The organism is Emticicia sp. BO119 (genome assembly GCF_013912375.1).
Classification (GTDB): Bacteria; Bacteroidota; Bacteroidia; order Cytophagales; family Spirosomataceae; genus Emticicia.
In genome coordinates, this window is the sequence record NZ_JACETV010000010.1 from 210,108 (window position 1) to 225,094 (window position 14,987).

Consider the following 14,987-nt stretch of genomic DNA (forward strand, 5'->3'; position numbering starts at 1 on the left):
TGAGCACTTTTCTCGATGTACCTATTTTTATATTTACTCTTAATATAATACTATTGTATTGTTTTTAATATTTGGCTCAAACTTTATTGATTTAATCGATTCTATTTCGCGTTTTTAAGGATTGGCACTACCCTGTTTTTTCTCTCCAGATTAAGTAGAAATAGAGAAAGTAAAGCATAACATTTGAATCTTAATATTATTTCACTGTTTTTATTAACCTAATTTTATATTTTTCAATGAAACAATCCTACTCTATTCCAATTAGGGCGAGAGCTCTGATTCTGCTATTCTTTATTCTCGGGACTACAGCCTTCGCTCAAAGAAAAGTAACAGGTAAAGTTGTTGATGCTGATGCTCAAATCGGCCTTCCGGGAGTTACCGTCCTTATTAAAGGAGGTACTAAAGGTACCTCAACAGATGCTAACGGAAATTATTCATTAGATGTGCCTCAGAATGGAGGTACAATTGTTTTCTCATCAATTGGTTATGAAACAAGAGAAGAGGCTATTGGAAATCGCTCTGAAATTAACATTTCGATGAATGCGGATACCAAAGCACTTAACGAAGTTGTTGTAACAGGTTATGCTTCACAACGTAAAAAAGACATTACAGGTGCTGTAACGGTAGTAGGTGCAAAAGAATTGACAGCAACACCGACTGCCAGTGTTACGCAGATGCTACAAGGTAGAGCCTCAGGTGTGGTTGTAGGAAATGACAACTCTCCAGGTGGCGGTACAATGGTGCGTATCCGTGGGTTTGGTTCTGTTAACAATAACAGTCCGCTATATGTGATAGATGGTGTTCCGACGCAAGGAACACTAAACCAGCTTAACCCGAATGATATTGAATCAATGCAGGTATTGAAAGATGCTTCTGCAGCTTCTATTTATGGTGCACGTGCTGCTAATGGCGTTGTAATCATTACGACAAAAAAAGGTAAACCAGGTGAGCCAAGTTTCTCATTTGATTTTTACACAGGAACTCAAAGACCTGGTAAAATGCTTGATTTGCTAAACACAAAAGAATTAGGAGAGTATCTTTATCAAGCGGACCTTGGTGCCGGAAAAAATCCTTCAGTAACATCTCCTTCAGTTCAATATAAGTTCGGACCAAATGGCGAGCAAACTATTGCAGATTATATCTATCCAAACGTGTATGGTACATTGCCTTCCAATTATACCTACACTAATGATATAGCTGACCCTAATTTGGGTAAAACAGCATTTAATATTACAAAGGCAAACAAAGAAGGTACAGATTGGCAAGATGTTATTTTTGATCCTGCGCCGATTTCAAATTATCAGATCGGAGCGACTGGTGGTTCAGCAAATGCCAAATATGCTATTTCGGCTAACTATTTCAAACAAGATGGTATTCTAAGATATACTAAATATAACAGATATTCTGTAAGAGCAAATACTGAGTTTAAAAAGGGTAAATTTACCTTAGGCGAAAACTTAACAGTTTCTTATGATGAAAGACAAGGGATTACTAACAATGATGAGTCAAATCCAATCATGTTTGCTATTCGTGTCCATCCTATTATACCAGTATTTGACATCACAGGTGGTCCGGCTGAATTAGGGGGGACAAATAGTTCTCCGTATAATGGTTTTGCGGGTAGTAAGGGTGTAAACCTTGGTAATGCACCTAACCCATTAGCAAGATTGTATCGTGAAAAAGATAATATCACAAAAGGTACTCACATATTCGGAAACGTTTTTGCTGAATTAGACATCATTCAGGGTTTGAAAGCAAGAACAAGTTTAGGTCTGGAATATAACCAATACAATAGATCTGAGTATTTTCATCGTGATATTGAAGCCGCTGAGGCAAGAAATTCAAATAGCTTGAACGTAATTAATAACTATGATAGATCAGTTACCTGGTTTAACACTTTGAATTACAACAAGGAGTTTGGTGCTCATAACTTAAACGTTTTAGTGGGTACAGAGGCCGTAACAACCTATGCGGTAGGTTTTATAGCTAACAGAAGTGGTTTTGCCTTTGATGATTTAGAGTATCGTTATCTTGATGCAGGTTCTGCCTCTGGTTTGAATAACTCAGGTGGTGGTGCAACCATTAGTGCATTGTTTTCTCAATTTGGTAAAGTCAATTACTCTTACAAAGATCTTTACTTAGCCGACTTCACTCTTCGTCGCGATGGTTCTTCTCGTTTTTCTGCAGCCAACAGATATGGGGTATTTCCTGCATTTTCAGTTGGTGTCCGGATGTCTGAATTTGCATTCATGAAAGACCTGAAATTTGTAAACGATATGAAAATTCGCTTTGGATGGGGTAAAACTGGTAACCAGTTAATACCAAACGTTTATAATGCCTATACTTTATATGCTTCTGATCCGTTAAACAATGCCTATGACATTAATGGTACTGGGTCGTCAATTGTTGGTGGTTTTGACCTTGTTCAGTTTGGTAACCCTAACGGTAAATGGGAGACTACTACCTCTACAAATATTGGTTTAGATGCGGTATTATTCAATAGTAAATTAGAGGTTGTTGTTGACTTATACAATCGTGTTACTTCAGATATGTTAACTCAGATTGCAATTCCAAGAACAGCAGGTACTGGAACTATTCCTTACACTAACATTGGAGAAGTTCAAAATAAAGGTATTGATGTAGGCTTGAATTACAGAGACAAGATTGGTAACTTCCGTTATCAGGTAGGTGTGAACTTTGCACATTACAAAAACAAAGTTATTAAGCTTAACAACGATCCTAATGCAACTATTTTTGGTTTCACTACCCGTCTTCCTGCTATTTCTGCTACAAAAGCAGGTTTGCCAATTGCAAGCTACTATGGTTATATTGTTGATGGTGTAATTAAAGATGATGCTGAGGCTGCTGCTGCACCTAAATTCGGATCATATACAAGAGCAGGAACGTTCAAATTCAGAGATGTTAATGGAGATGGTATAATCACCGCAGCCGACAGAACAATTATTGGTAATCCTCATCCAGATTTTACTTATGGTATCAACGTTAACCTGGGTTATAAAAACTGGGATTTAACATTGTTTGCACAAGGTTCACAAGGAAACGAAATTTTCAATTATGTTAGATACTGGACTGACTTCAATACTTTCCAAGGTAACAGATCAAAAGATATGCTTTATAATTCATGGAAAAAATCTGGAGATGTAGCTAAACTTCCTCGTCTGAATTCTGGTGATGCAACAAGTCAGCAAATCTCTACTTATTTCATTGAAGATGGTTCTTACCTACGTTTGAAAAATATTCAGTTGACCTACTCAATCCCATCAGGCTGGATTAAGAAAGTTGGTTTAGGCTCTGCACAGGTTTACGTACAAGGCCAAAATATGTTTACGCTTACCAAATATACAGGTCTGGATCCGGATATTAATTTAAGAAGATCAGGTAATGATAACCAGGATATCCATATGGGTATTGACGAAGGTGCTTACCCTGTTGCAAAATCATACCTGGTTGGTCTGCGTTTAGGATTCTAATTTTATATTAAAAACATTAAAAGAGAATGAAAAAAATAATTATAATAGCACTCTTAGTTGCAACAAACTTTGCCTGCTCAGATGAATTCTTTGATTTAAAACCGCAGGGACGTGCTTCACAGGCTCAATTAACCAATAAGAACGGTGTTTCAGCACTATTAATCGGGGCCTATTCACTACTTGATGGCGTTGGCGCAGGAAATACCGGTCGTCAATCAACAATTTCTAACTATGTATTCGGAGGAATTTCATCAGACGATGCCGTAAAAGGTACTGACGCAGGTGACCAGCCTGAACAGTCGTTTATTGAACAATACAACTGGTTAGCGGATAATACCTATTTTCTTGGAAAATGGTGGCATTCTTATGATGGTGTTGCCCGTGCCAATGAAGTTATCCAAATTGTCGGAAGTCCAGATGTAAAGGATATGACTGATGCTGAGAAAACTCAGGTAATAGCTGAAGCGAGATTTTTGAGAGGACATTACCACTTCGAAGCAAAAAAAATGTGGAATAAAGTTCCATATATAGATGATAAAACATATGTAGCCGCTGACCCCAATTCTACCAAAATTCCAAATAGTGACGATATCTGGTCAAAAATTGAGGCAGACTTTGATTTTGCAGCCAAAAATCTACCAGCAGTTCAATCACAAAAAGGTAGAGCTACACAATGGGCGGCTAAAGCTTATCTGGCAAAAGCATACGTTTTTCAGAAAAAATGGGCGCCTGCAAAAGCTTTGTTAGATGACATCTTGAAAAACTCAGGTAAAAAATTAGTTGCAAATTATCATGACAACTATAGAACTGGAGGAAATAATAATTCAGAGTCGATTTTTGAAGTTCAGTTTTCAGTAAACGATGGTACTAATGGTAATAATGGGAATGCTGGAGATAACCTTAACTGGCCTTATTCATCAACCGCACCCGGTAGAGGATGTTGCGGTTTCTACCAACCATCACATAATTTGGTTAATGCATTTAAGACCGATGCTAGCGGTTTGCCTATGATAGGTAATGCAGCAGATGGAACTTTAGATACATACAATCAGGTAGATTTACCAAATGACCAAGGTATAAGTGCAGGTACTGCATTTACTTTAGATAAATCAATCCCGGTAGATCCAAGATTAGACTGGACCGTTGGCCGAAGAGGTGTCAATTTTCTTGATTGGGGCCCAATGCCAGGTTCAACATGGATTCGTGACCAAGTTTATGCAGGACCGTTTACTGGTAAAAAATGGATGTATTATTTGGCTGAAGAAAACAGCACCACGCATTCAACCAGCAGACGTAACGTAAATAATAATTACAGACTGCTAAAACTTTCAAGTGTGATTCTATGGCTGGCTGAGTGCGAAGTTGAATTAGGCAATCTGGCGACTGCTGAAGATTTAATAAATATGATTCGTAATCGTGCAAAAAACGGCTCTGTGCAAGATGCAACAGTATCATATAAAGTTGAGCCTTATCCTGCAGGTACATTTGCTTCGAAAGGAGCAGATTTCGCAAGAAATGCAGTTCGCATGGAATCAAGGTTAGAGTTCGCCATGGAAGGCCATCGCTTCTTTGATTTAGTGCGTTGGGGAATTGCAGAGAAAGTGCTAAATAAATATGCTGCTGAGGAAGCAGTCGCAGGTAAAGAACCTTCAGGAAGAACTTTCGCAAAACGTGGGTACATGGCTGGTAAAGTATTTGCTTCTAAAAACAACTATTTTCCGCTTCCACAAGACGAAATCCTGAATAGTCAAAAAGATGGAAAGCCTGTTTTAGTACAAAACCCAGGTTACTAATAAATCATCTAAATAGTTTTAAAATAGCCAAGGTCATCGACTTTGGCTATTTTATTTTCCTCTGAATGTTAGTATCTTTGAAAAAAATCAACCTTAACTATTAACTTAAACTATTTTAATGCCTATTCTTGCCATTTCGGAGTGGACATCTTTTTTTGGCCGTTTTCATCCGCTCTTCGTTCATCTGCCAATTGGCTTCCTGATTATTGCAGGTGTGTTTGAGATTTTAAAAATCTCAGGTCGAGTAGCGATAAGTCAGGAGATTATTAAAGTTATTTTAATTATTTCGGCCATTAGTGCTACTTTAGCCTGTATTGCCGGATATTTCCTTTCATTAGAAGGAGGTTATAACGATGATGTGCTTGAGAAACATAAGATGCAGGGAATCTGGCTGGTAGTTTTTTGCTGGATGGCTTTGCTGGCAAAAAATACCTGGCTCAGTGATAGAATCGGGATTAATAAGTTACTTTATGCCCCTTCTTTAGTTTTATCTCTGATATTATTGATGTTGGCAGGACACAATGGTGGAAATTTAACTCATGGAGAAACCTACTTAACTGAAAATACACCACAACCTTTCAGGACCTGGCTTGGGATGTCTGAAAAAACTACGAAGGATTCTGAGAATTCGTTAGAAAAACCTAAGATTCAGAATATAAATGAAGCAATGATTTATCAGGATATAATCAGACCCATTTTTAAACAAAAATGCGAGCAATGCCATAATGCTAATAAAATGAAAGGTGATCTGAGAATTGATGAGGTAGAATTGTTTAAAAAGGGGGGAAAGCATGGGGCGATTTTTGTAGCAAACAAAGTTGATGAAAGTGAATTTATCAAGAGAATTCTTTTACCAGAGTCTGATGATGACCATATGCCACCCAAAGGTAAAATTCAAATTTCTGAAAATGACCTGGCATTAATGAAATGGTGGATTGAGCAAGGGGCGCCCTTTGATAAAAAAGTATCTCAGATACAAATCTCAGAATCAGTAAAACCGATTTTAGCCAGTTTAGGAGGGGAGGGTCCAGATAGCAACTTACCAGCTAATGGCATACCTCAAGATAAATTTGTAGTAGAAGAAAAATTGCTTGCCACTACGGTTTCAGCTATAGATCAAAAGATATTAGCTGAATTAAAAAAGTCAGGCGCCTTGGTTTTACCGTTTGCACAAAATAATAATTTTATCGAAATCAGTTATATTAATAATTCTAAATTTTCTGATAACCAAGCTAATATCATTGCTAATGCACCAGAACAAACCTTGTGGTTAAAATTAAACGATACTCAGATTACCGATAAAACTCTAATAGAAGTAGCTAAACTAACAAATCTGACAAGATTACATTTAGAACAAACCAAAATTACAGATAGTGGATTAAAAGAATTGAGTACATTAAAAAACTTGGAATATTTGAATCTTATAGGGACTACAATTTCGGATAAGGGCATCAATAATTTATCATCATTGAAAAATCTGAAAAAGCTTTACTTATGGAAAACTAATGTCACCACTGTTGGTGCAGAACAACTGAAAAAAAGTTTGCCTGGAGTTAAAATTGATTTAGGTATGACCGAACAACAGATCGCTGATTTTTTGAAAGCAAAACCAAATGAAAGCAGCGATGATGTATATAAGAAAAAATAAAGGTTGAGGGTTTAAACCCCAACCTTTTCATAATTTTTCTTAATAAAATCTTCCCATTCATCAACCAATTTTCCTTTTAAAACTCTCGGAAATTTATGTTGTCCACCTTCTTTTCCTTTTAATTTCATCCAATCGTAAAATGCAGTTGTTGGCAGAACCCTCAGAAATACGTTTTTCAAGGCGTGCCCTCTTTCAACAGCATAATCATCATTCAGTTCAAAAAGTTTTTTATCTAATAATTCACATAGAAGCTTTTCATCTACTTTGTCATCCGTTGCCACATACCATTGATGAGCAAATAAAGGAGGGTGTTTGATCCCGCTTACAGTAAATTCTCTTATATCAATCCCTAAATCTTTTGAAACCAGTTCTATAGCATTATTCATATTATCTACAGATAAATGTTCACCACATAAACTTAAGAAATGCTTTGTTCTTCCGGTTATTTTTATCTCGGCTCTGATTTTATTAGTAAATTTTACCGTATCACCAATCAAATAACGCCATGCTCCAGCGCAAGTCGAAATCAACAAGGCATAATCAACATCTTCCTGCACTTGATGAACCATTAAGGCTTGCGGTTTTTCAACCAGATTTCCGTCTTCATCAAAGTTATTTTCGTTGAATGGAATAAATTCAAAAAAGAGTCCTTGATTAAGCACCAATCTTAAATTCCCATCTGGCCTATCCTGATAGGCCAGAAAGCCTTCGGAAGCCATATAAGTTTCAATATATATAACAGGTTTACCAAATAATTTTTCCAGGCCGTGTTTGTAAGGTTCTAATGAAACTCCGCCCCAAGCAAAAGCTGTAAGATTTGGCCATAGCTCATGAATATTTTTCAAGTTATATCGTTTGATAATCTTTTCGAGCAGAATGGTATGCCACGCAGGTACTCCCGCAAGGAAGCCAATATCCCAGTTTTTGGCATTTTCAGTAATTTCTTCTAATTTATTTCCCCAATTACGTTCGGCTGCAATTTTTTGACCTGGCTTATAAAAATTCTGAAACCAGAATGGAAGAGTACCTGTTGTAATACCACTCAAATCTCCTTCATAGTGAGAATCTACTTCATTGAGAGCCGTACTTCCTCCCAACATAAGATAACCGGTCTCATAAATATTTGAAGGCAACCTATTGTAATGACCTAAAGAAATAATCTGATTGATACTGGTTCTTTGAATAGCCTTAATCATATCTTTCGTAACCGGAATCGCCTTTGAAGCCGCATCGGAAGTCCCAGAACTTAGTGCAAAGTATTTTATTTTCCCGGGCCAGCAAACATTTTTTTCTCCATTGCGGGCTTTATACCACCATTCATCATAGATTTTATTATAATCATAAATAGGGACCAATTCTTTAAATTTTGTATAAAACTCAGTACCTTTTTCAAAAATAGCTGTACTCAATATTTCGTCAAACTGGTATTTTTCTCCAAACTGGGTGTATCTGGCTTTCGCAATTAATTTTGTAAAAGCCTTTTTTTGCCATTTTAATGGTTTAACTTTTCTTATCTTCTGAATTGTGCTTGTAAACTTTATGCTTCCTTTTAATAAGCTTCCTAAAACTGCCATATTCTGATAAATATTAAGTAGGTGAAGTGTAAATAGTTTTAGTTTAAATAGAAAGACTACCAACTAAAATTGCTAAATAAAGCAGATAAATCCTACTTTTTTAATTTATAGTTTCCACTTTTTTAATGTTTTAATTTCTGGATACGCCGTTCTATCAATCTGCACGGGAACTATAGCTACATAATTATTATCCATAGCCCAAATATCAGTATCCTCGCTTTCGGGTTCACGATTGACAAAATCACCACCCATCCAGAAGTAAGGTCGGCCATATAAGTCGGTTCTTGCATCAAATTCTTCTCTCCAGTAACCATTAGTTTGTCTACAGATTTTTATCCCTTTGATTGGCTCATCAGTTTTTGAAGGAAAATTTACGTTTAACGCTGTGTGAGGGGGAATACCATTTTTTAATGATTTTTCGATAATTTTCTTCAAAAAACGTTTTGTATGCTTGAAATCAGCATCATACCGGAAGTCATTCAATGAAAAACCAATAGCTGGAATCCCTTCAATAGCTGCTTCAACTGCGGCTGACATTGTTCCCGAATAAAGCACTGATACAGAAGCATTCATCCCATGATTAATCCCGCTCACAACAAGGTCAATTTTTCTGCCTTTTAAAAAATGATGTTTTGCTAATTTTACACAATCTGCTGGTGTTCCTGAGCATTCAAATGCCTCAATATCCTTAAAAATCTTGGATTTTTTAATATGGATAGTACTATCAACTGTAATGGCGTGCCCCATACCTGAATTCGGGCTGTCAGGGGCAACAACAAAAACATCGCCTAATTTGCTCACAATATCAATTAAAACAGAAATTCCTTTTGAGGTTATACCATCGTCATTTGTTACTAAGATAAGTGTTTTCATATTTATTTTTTAGTAAATGTCATACTCACGTCTGTATAAAAATACACAATAGGGATGATTAGAATTTTTATGCAAATTAACAAAATGTTATGTTAGCAGAGTTTATATTTGCGAAGAAAATTCTTTATTGAATGAACTTGATATATCGATACGCCACAATTACTGATATTAGTGTTATTCGGGAAATTGCCAGGAAAACCTGGTTTGCGACTTACGAACCCATATTGGGAACACATCAGCCTCAGTATATGTTTGATTTAATTTATAGCGAGGAGGGATTGGAAGAACAGATGAATGCAGGACAGGTATTTGTGCTTCAATCGGGTATAGATTCTGAAATGAAAGAAATACAAATAGCTTTTGCTTCATATTCTTTAAAAACCGAAAGTGAGAAAATTTACAAATTGAATAAACTCTATTTAAATCCGGACCTTCAAGGAGGAGGTTTAGGAAAAAAACTTTTAATCGAAATTGAAAGGCAGATTAGAAATTTAGGAGGGGAGTGGCTTGATTTGAATGTAAATCGGTATAATAAAGCAAAGCTTTTTTATGAAAGAATGGGTTTTGAAGTAATTGCTGAGGAAGACATACCAATAGGCAATTATTTTATGAATGATTATGCAATGCGTAAGAAATTATAAACGTTTTCCATCTCTGGACGCATTTATTAATTTCTCTAATCTCGAAAAGCGAGTTTTCTCTTGCTTGGCTCTTACTATCCAACCAGTCATTAATTTACGATAATATGGGGGTTGTTTTTGAAAAAATTCCCATGCGGTTTGATCATCTTTAAATTTCTCCTCAATTATCGATGAAAGCTCAATTTCAACTTGTTCGTAAGTATAAATTCTGGATTTGTCATCTTTCCTCTTCTCATAGGCTAATAGTCCTGCTTCCTGAACCAACCCTTTAGGAATCATCTCCTCCATTTTATTTATATTAACCGTACTCCAGATACTTGTGGGTTTTCGAGGTGTAAAACGTATGCAATAACTTTCATTGTCAATTGATTTCCTGATTCCATCTATCCAGCCAAAACATAGAGCCTGATCAACCGATTCTGACCACGTAAGACTTGGTTTACCAGAATTTACTTTATAAAAACCAACCACTAATTCTTTTTCTATAGCATAATTTTCTTCTAACCATTTACGGAAATCAGATTGGTGAGGGAAAAACCTGGCTTTCATAAAATTTGTGTATTAAATAAAAAATAGTTTACAAAAATACCTCAAATCAATCTAATATCTAAATTGATTTGAGGTAAATAAGGATGAGTTTATTTTACAAACCTAAATCCTCTATAATGTGCAAATTTTTTGTATTTTTTCTTGTTCTGAATGCTATTTCAGGTTTATAACCCTCGGTTGTTTTGGCATAATAGCCAGTTCCATCATAGAAGCGTTTTCTTGGGTTTTCTTTGCACATAACTGAGCAAGCTCCTTCTAATTCTTGGCCACACTTTTCACAGATTGGTACATGCTCATTACAATCAGGATTAGCACAATTTACCATTCTATCGCAGGTTGTTCCACAAACATGGCATTTAGAAATAACTACCGGATTTATCTTATTTACTTCTGTTGTGAGTCGATTATCAAAGACATAGCATTTACCGTCGAAATTTTCACCGCCTTCTTCCAGGCCATATTTAATAATTCCACCATGTAACTGATAAACATCTGTAAATCCTTGTGCAAGTAAATAAGCACTTGCTTTTTCACATTTAATGCCCCCTGTACAATAAGTAATAACCTTTTTATCTTTCAAATGCTCAATCTCCTTCATGTGATCAGGTAATTCACGTAGATTTTCCATATCAAAAGTTATAGCTCCCTTGAATTTCCCGACAGAATGTTCATAATTAGACCGCATATCTACCAATACAACATCAGGGTCATTCTCAATAATTTCTTTGAAATCTTTAGGTTCAAGATGCTTTCCCGTTCTTTCTAATGGGTTTACCGGCAGCTCAGAATGCACAATTTCCTTTTTTATTCGTACATATAACTTGGTAAAAGTGTGGGTTTGGTGATTTTCGATTTTGAAATCGACAGTTGAAAATCTTGGATCTGATTTCACCCAATCCATATATTTTTTACAGTCTTCAACTAACCCTGAAACTGTCCCATTAAGCCCTTCTGGTGCAATGATGATCCTTCCTAATAAATTATTATCAATACAATACTGATGATGAACATCACGATACTCAACTACATTTTCGATAGGTGAGTATATATAATAAAGCAGTACAGAGTATTCGCTTTTTTGCGGTGATGATAGATTTGAAGTGTTGTTTTTTGTTTTTATTTCTTCTGTTTTCATAATAAAATCCAATATTTCAAGGCGCAGACTTGATTTGAATGTCGCAAAATTACAAAAGTTATTTTTGATGTTCTATGATTTTAGTCATTTTAGCATTTATTTTGAAAAATATCTACAAATAAAAATAATTATTAAATGCATATTGCGATTACCGGGAATATAGGCGCAGGCAAAACTACATTAGCATCAAAATTAGCAGAGCATTATGGTTGGGAAGTATTATTCGAGGCTGTAGAGGGTAATCCTTATTTACCTCCTTTCTATGAAGATATGGAAAAATGGGCATTCCACCTTCAGATATATTTTCTGAACAGCCGTTTCGAGCAGGTACTCAAAATTAAAAAACTGGCAGAAGACAGAACGATTATTCAGGATCGCTCAATTTATGAAGATGCTTATATTTTTGCACGCAATCTCTATGAAACGGGTAAGTTTAATGAAATAGATTACCAGACATACCGAAGTATGTTTAACACAATTACTCAGGCAATTTCACACCCTGACTTAATGATTTATTTAAGAGCGGATTTGCCAAAATTACAAAGACAGATTAATAAACGAAACCGTGATTTTGAAAGGAATATTGACCCGGATTACTTGGTAAACCTGAATAACTTATATGAAGACTTTGTAAACCTATATACACACGGAAAACTTCTGATAATAGATGTCAATGAGCTTGACTACGCTGAAAACGAAAAAGATTTTCAAAGTATAGTGGAGTTAATAGACAAAAATATTAATGTCGGAACTCAATTAGAGATAAACCCACTATAGTTAGTGATTAATAATTATTGAACAAACTTATATCCTTTAGGTAGGTTCGAATTGACCCTTTTTTCTGATTTTCGTATTCCAGTAAATTTTTAATTTATCAAAATAAACATCATAAATATCACTGTCAAATAAACGGGCATCATTTGTCGCTTTATATAAAAAATAGATACCAAATGCTAATAAAACTGCATCTGGCATCCAAACACCCACTATCACATACCATATACTTTCCTTGGCATATTTATCTCCTAATTGCATTAATACATACATCAATATAAAGAAAGTGATAGAGAGTAAAACAGGCATACCAAACCCCCCTTTTTTTATAATTGATCCTAAAGAAGAGCCAATCAGGAACATAACAAAACAAGCAAAAGCCATTGTAAACTTGTGCCATCGTTCGACATCTGCTCGGTTTGCGTCCTTTATTTTACTTTTTTGAATTTCAACATTTGTTTTGTAGTGGTCTTGAACACTCTTGGCTTGTGTAAAAGCGGTTTCAAAAGATTCCATCATTTTAGACTCTTCATGTAAAGGTTTCATCCTTTCATCGATCCACTTTCCGGGTAGAATAACTCTCTTGCTTAGTGTGTCTTTGATAATTCTCTTTAAGTGATGAGTATAAAATTGATCCATAGAGCCCAGCTGAACTTTTTTTGACAAAGCAATTTCCTTGTGAATCGAATCAACCTGATGTGCAAGTGCCGGGACATCTTTCATATACTCGTGATATTTGAATTGTGACTCATCGGTTCTTTTCATACCAAATGATTCTAATGCAAATACTAATCGGTTCTTTTTAAAAGAGTTTTTTACAAATTGAGTTTCATTGTAGTTGCCACCTGAGGAATTTTTATAATCCATATAATTGATACCGTTATAAAGCTCAAATACAAGGTAATTATTATCCATCATTGTGTACATTTTCCCTGAATCAGCTAATGTCACATTAATATTGCCTTCATTTGTTGTGTGATTATAAATAGTAACACCCTTTAAGGTTTTTCCATCAGGATATTTTTTTTGTACCTTTATTTTATACCCGGGTAATTCTCCGTAAAATATTCCTTCTTTTATATTAAGCGTAACTTTAGTTGTTTTTACGTCATAAAGCAAGCTATAACCTTTCAGATTGGCCCAAGGACTAACTTTATTGTTAAACCAGAAAGAAAAAATACTTACGCCAAACGCAAAAATGAGCGTGGGTAAAAGAACTCTTGAAATCGGGATACCAGAAGCTTTAATGGCAGTGAGCTCTGAATGTTCACCTAAATTCCCGAAGCACATCAATGAAGCCAGCAAAGTTGCTAATGGAAGAGAAATAGGAACTGTAATTAAAGAAAAATAAACAAAGAGTTTCGCAAATACATCATAACCTAAGTCTTTACCTACAAAATCGTTAAAGTAAAGCATTAGGAATCGCATTAAAAAAATAAAAACTACCACACAGGTAGTTAATATAAATGGTCCTATAAAAGACTTTATGATTAAAAAATCAATTTTCTTCATTTAATACATAAACACGTGGCAATGCAAAATTCTTAAATGAATTTTGTTTGTACAACACAATTAAGCATATTTAACAAATTATCCACCAACTATCTCTCGTAATTTATCAATCATTCCGTCCCACAAATCTTCCAATTCAGAGGTGTCACTTACATCAGAATAATCTATTATCTTAAAAAAAGTTGCATTTGTCAATTCACTCTGTTCTAATTTGAACTCAACATAATTTCCTTTATATTCATCATTCAGAAAATCAAACTTAGTGGCTTTGTTCATTCTCTGAGATGTAAGACGCGCCAAGTGGCTTTCGTTATCCCATACAAAATCAAAATTTCCATCGTTTACATATTTAACTTTAGATGCAAACCATTGTTGCAATCCTGATGGAGTGCTGATATATTGATATAAGACTTTAGGTGATGCCCTAAATTCGTACTCCCGTGTAAACTTAAATTTTCCCATATCAAAAATTTGTTAATCATTCATACCCGATTCTATTTAGTATGAATGAATGATTTTTCCAAGAATTTATATAAATTTTTCTTAAAATTCATGAGTATGAATTTTATTTTTTGCAATGTATGAAAACTTTCTCTAATTTCGCAACATAATATTAAGGAGGCGGACATAGTGCTGTTATTTTTTATATTATTTTATAAGATAAGGCGGGGTAGCTCAGATGGTTAGAGCGTAGGATTCATAACCCTAAGGTCGGCAGTTCGATCCTGCTCCCCGCTACACTGATAATCAGGCAGTTACGTGTAAAAACGAAACTGCCTTTTTTGTTTGGTACAACATAGGTACAACAAAAATATTTCTCTAATTTCTACTTAGTATATTGAGTGATTCGAAAAAAACATTAGATTTGCGATTAACGGATCAAACCTAAAAGTTGTGGGGTGATAAAATAATTTAGACCTTTGCATTTTACTAATTGAACAGATGCAAGAGAGTTACGGAGAACTATTAAAGTTATTACTTCCCACAATCATAGTTG

The 14,987-nt window shown here is 35.1% G+C and carries 11 protein-coding genes and 1 tRNA gene; 6 read left to right on the plus strand and 6 right to left on the minus strand.

The window, feature by feature from the left end; all coding sequences use genetic code 11:
* Positions 1–236 precede the first annotated feature (236 nt).
* The 3 genes from H1R81_RS24750 to H1R81_RS24760 all read left to right on the plus strand — a co-directional run bounded on the left by H1R81_RS24750 (position 237) and on the right by H1R81_RS24760 (position 6,932).
* On the plus strand, positions 237–3,491 hold the full coding sequence (locus H1R81_RS24750) for a TonB-dependent receptor (RefSeq protein ID WP_181843438.1): 3,255 nt from the start codon (positions 237–239) through the stop codon (positions 3,489–3,491).
* A gap of 26 nt (positions 3,492–3,517) precedes the next feature.
* The gene (locus tag H1R81_RS24755) at positions 3,518–5,284 is read left to right on the plus strand and encodes a RagB/SusD family nutrient uptake outer membrane protein (RefSeq protein ID WP_181843439.1); all 1,767 of its coding nucleotides are present in this window, start codon (positions 3,518–3,520) and stop codon (positions 5,282–5,284) included.
* Between the two features lie 118 nt (positions 5,285–5,402).
* Complete coding sequence (locus tag H1R81_RS24760) at positions 5,403–6,932, plus strand: c-type cytochrome domain-containing protein (RefSeq protein ID WP_181843440.1); 1,530 nt, start codon at positions 5,403–5,405, stop codon at positions 6,930–6,932.
* Positions 6,933–6,943: 11 nt separating this feature from the next.
* Here H1R81_RS24760 and H1R81_RS24765 read toward each other — a convergent pair whose 3' ends face one another.
* Together H1R81_RS24765 and surE are read right to left on the minus strand one after the other, a co-directional pair.
* On the minus strand, positions 6,944–8,506 hold the full coding sequence (locus H1R81_RS24765) for a GH3 auxin-responsive promoter family protein (protein ID WP_181843441.1): 1,563 nt from the start codon (positions 8,504–8,506) through the stop codon (positions 6,944–6,946).
* A 105-nt stretch (positions 8,507–8,611) separates the two neighbouring features.
* A complete protein-coding gene (surE, locus tag H1R81_RS24770) occupies positions 8,612–9,379 on the minus strand; it encodes a 5'/3'-nucleotidase SurE (RefSeq protein WP_181843442.1) in 768 nt (255 codons plus the stop codon).
* A 131-nt stretch (positions 9,380–9,510) separates the two neighbouring features.
* Here surE and H1R81_RS24775 point away from each other — a divergent pair, with 131 nt between their 5' ends.
* The gene (locus H1R81_RS24775; RefSeq protein ID WP_181843443.1) at positions 9,511–10,020 is read left to right on the plus strand and encodes a GNAT family N-acetyltransferase; all 510 of its coding nucleotides are present in this window, start codon (positions 9,511–9,513) and stop codon (positions 10,018–10,020) included.
* Here the strand turns inward: H1R81_RS24775 and H1R81_RS24780 are convergent.
* Both H1R81_RS24780 and H1R81_RS24785 read right to left on the minus strand, forming a co-directional pair.
* On the minus strand, positions 10,015–10,569 hold the full coding sequence (locus tag H1R81_RS24780) for a YdeI family protein (protein WP_181843444.1): 555 nt from the start codon (positions 10,567–10,569) through the stop codon (positions 10,015–10,017). The genes H1R81_RS24775 and H1R81_RS24780 overlap by 6 nt on opposite strands.
* 94 nt (positions 10,570–10,663) lie before the next feature.
* The gene (locus H1R81_RS24785) at positions 10,664–11,704 is read right to left on the minus strand and encodes a rhodanese-related sulfurtransferase (RefSeq protein WP_181843445.1); all 1,041 of its coding nucleotides are present in this window, start codon (positions 11,702–11,704) and stop codon (positions 10,664–10,666) included.
* 135 nt (positions 11,705–11,839) lie between these two features.
* On the opposite strand from H1R81_RS24785, the gene H1R81_RS24790 reads away from it, so the two are divergent.
* Positions 11,840–12,481: a deoxynucleoside kinase gene (locus tag H1R81_RS24790; protein ID WP_181843446.1), complete on the plus strand. Its 642-nt coding sequence runs from the start codon at positions 11,840–11,842 to the stop codon at positions 12,479–12,481.
* Between the two features lie 36 nt (positions 12,482–12,517).
* On the opposite strand, the gene H1R81_RS24795 is transcribed toward H1R81_RS24790, so the two are convergent.
* On the minus strand, positions 12,518–13,990 hold the full coding sequence (locus tag H1R81_RS24795; protein ID WP_181843447.1) for an LptF/LptG family permease: 1,473 nt from the start codon (positions 13,988–13,990) through the stop codon (positions 12,518–12,520).
* Positions 13,991–14,068: 78 nt separating this feature from the next.
* On the minus strand, positions 14,069–14,452 hold the full coding sequence (locus tag H1R81_RS24800) for an START-like domain-containing protein (RefSeq protein WP_181843448.1): 384 nt from the start codon (positions 14,450–14,452) through the stop codon (positions 14,069–14,071).
* Positions 14,453–14,654: 202 nt separating this feature from the next.
* Between H1R81_RS24800 and H1R81_RS24805 the strand changes: the two genes are divergently transcribed.
* Positions 14,655–14,728, plus strand: a tRNA-Met gene (locus H1R81_RS24805).
* Positions 14,729–14,987: the final 259 nt, after the last annotated feature.

What these genes read in the sequence shown, in the direction of transcription:
- H1R81_RS24750 (WP_181843438.1), top strand. Translation starts at nt 237, where the DNA reads ATGAAACAATCCTACTCTATTCCAATTAGGGCGAGAGCTCTGATTCTG.
- H1R81_RS24755 (WP_181843439.1), top strand. Translation starts at nt 3,518, where the DNA reads ATGAAAAAAATAATTATAATAGCACTCTTAGTTGCAACAAACTTTGCC.
- H1R81_RS24760 (WP_181843440.1), top strand. Translation starts at nt 5,403, where the DNA reads ATGCCTATTCTTGCCATTTCGGAGTGGACATCTTTTTTTGGCCGTTTT.
- H1R81_RS24765 (WP_181843441.1), bottom strand. Translation starts at nt 8,506, where the DNA reads ATGGCAGTTTTAGGAAGCTTATTAAAAGGAAGCATAAAGTTTACAAGC.
- surE (WP_181843442.1), bottom strand. Translation starts at nt 9,379, where the DNA reads ATGAAAACACTTATCTTAGTAACAAATGACGATGGTATAACCTCAAAA.
- H1R81_RS24775 (WP_181843443.1), top strand. Translation starts at nt 9,511, where the DNA reads ATGAACTTGATATATCGATACGCCACAATTACTGATATTAGTGTTATT.
- H1R81_RS24780 (WP_181843444.1), bottom strand. Translation starts at nt 10,569, where the DNA reads ATGAAAGCCAGGTTTTTCCCTCACCAATCTGATTTCCGTAAATGGTTA.
- H1R81_RS24785 (WP_181843445.1), bottom strand. Translation starts at nt 11,704, where the DNA reads ATGAAAACAGAAGAAATAAAAACAAAAAACAACACTTCAAATCTATCA.
- H1R81_RS24790 (WP_181843446.1), top strand. Translation starts at nt 11,840, where the DNA reads ATGCATATTGCGATTACCGGGAATATAGGCGCAGGCAAAACTACATTA.
- H1R81_RS24795 (WP_181843447.1), bottom strand. Translation starts at nt 13,990, where the DNA reads ATGAAGAAAATTGATTTTTTAATCATAAAGTCTTTTATAGGACCATTT.
- H1R81_RS24800 (WP_181843448.1), bottom strand. Translation starts at nt 14,452, where the DNA reads ATGGGAAAATTTAAGTTTACACGGGAGTACGAATTTAGGGCATCACCT.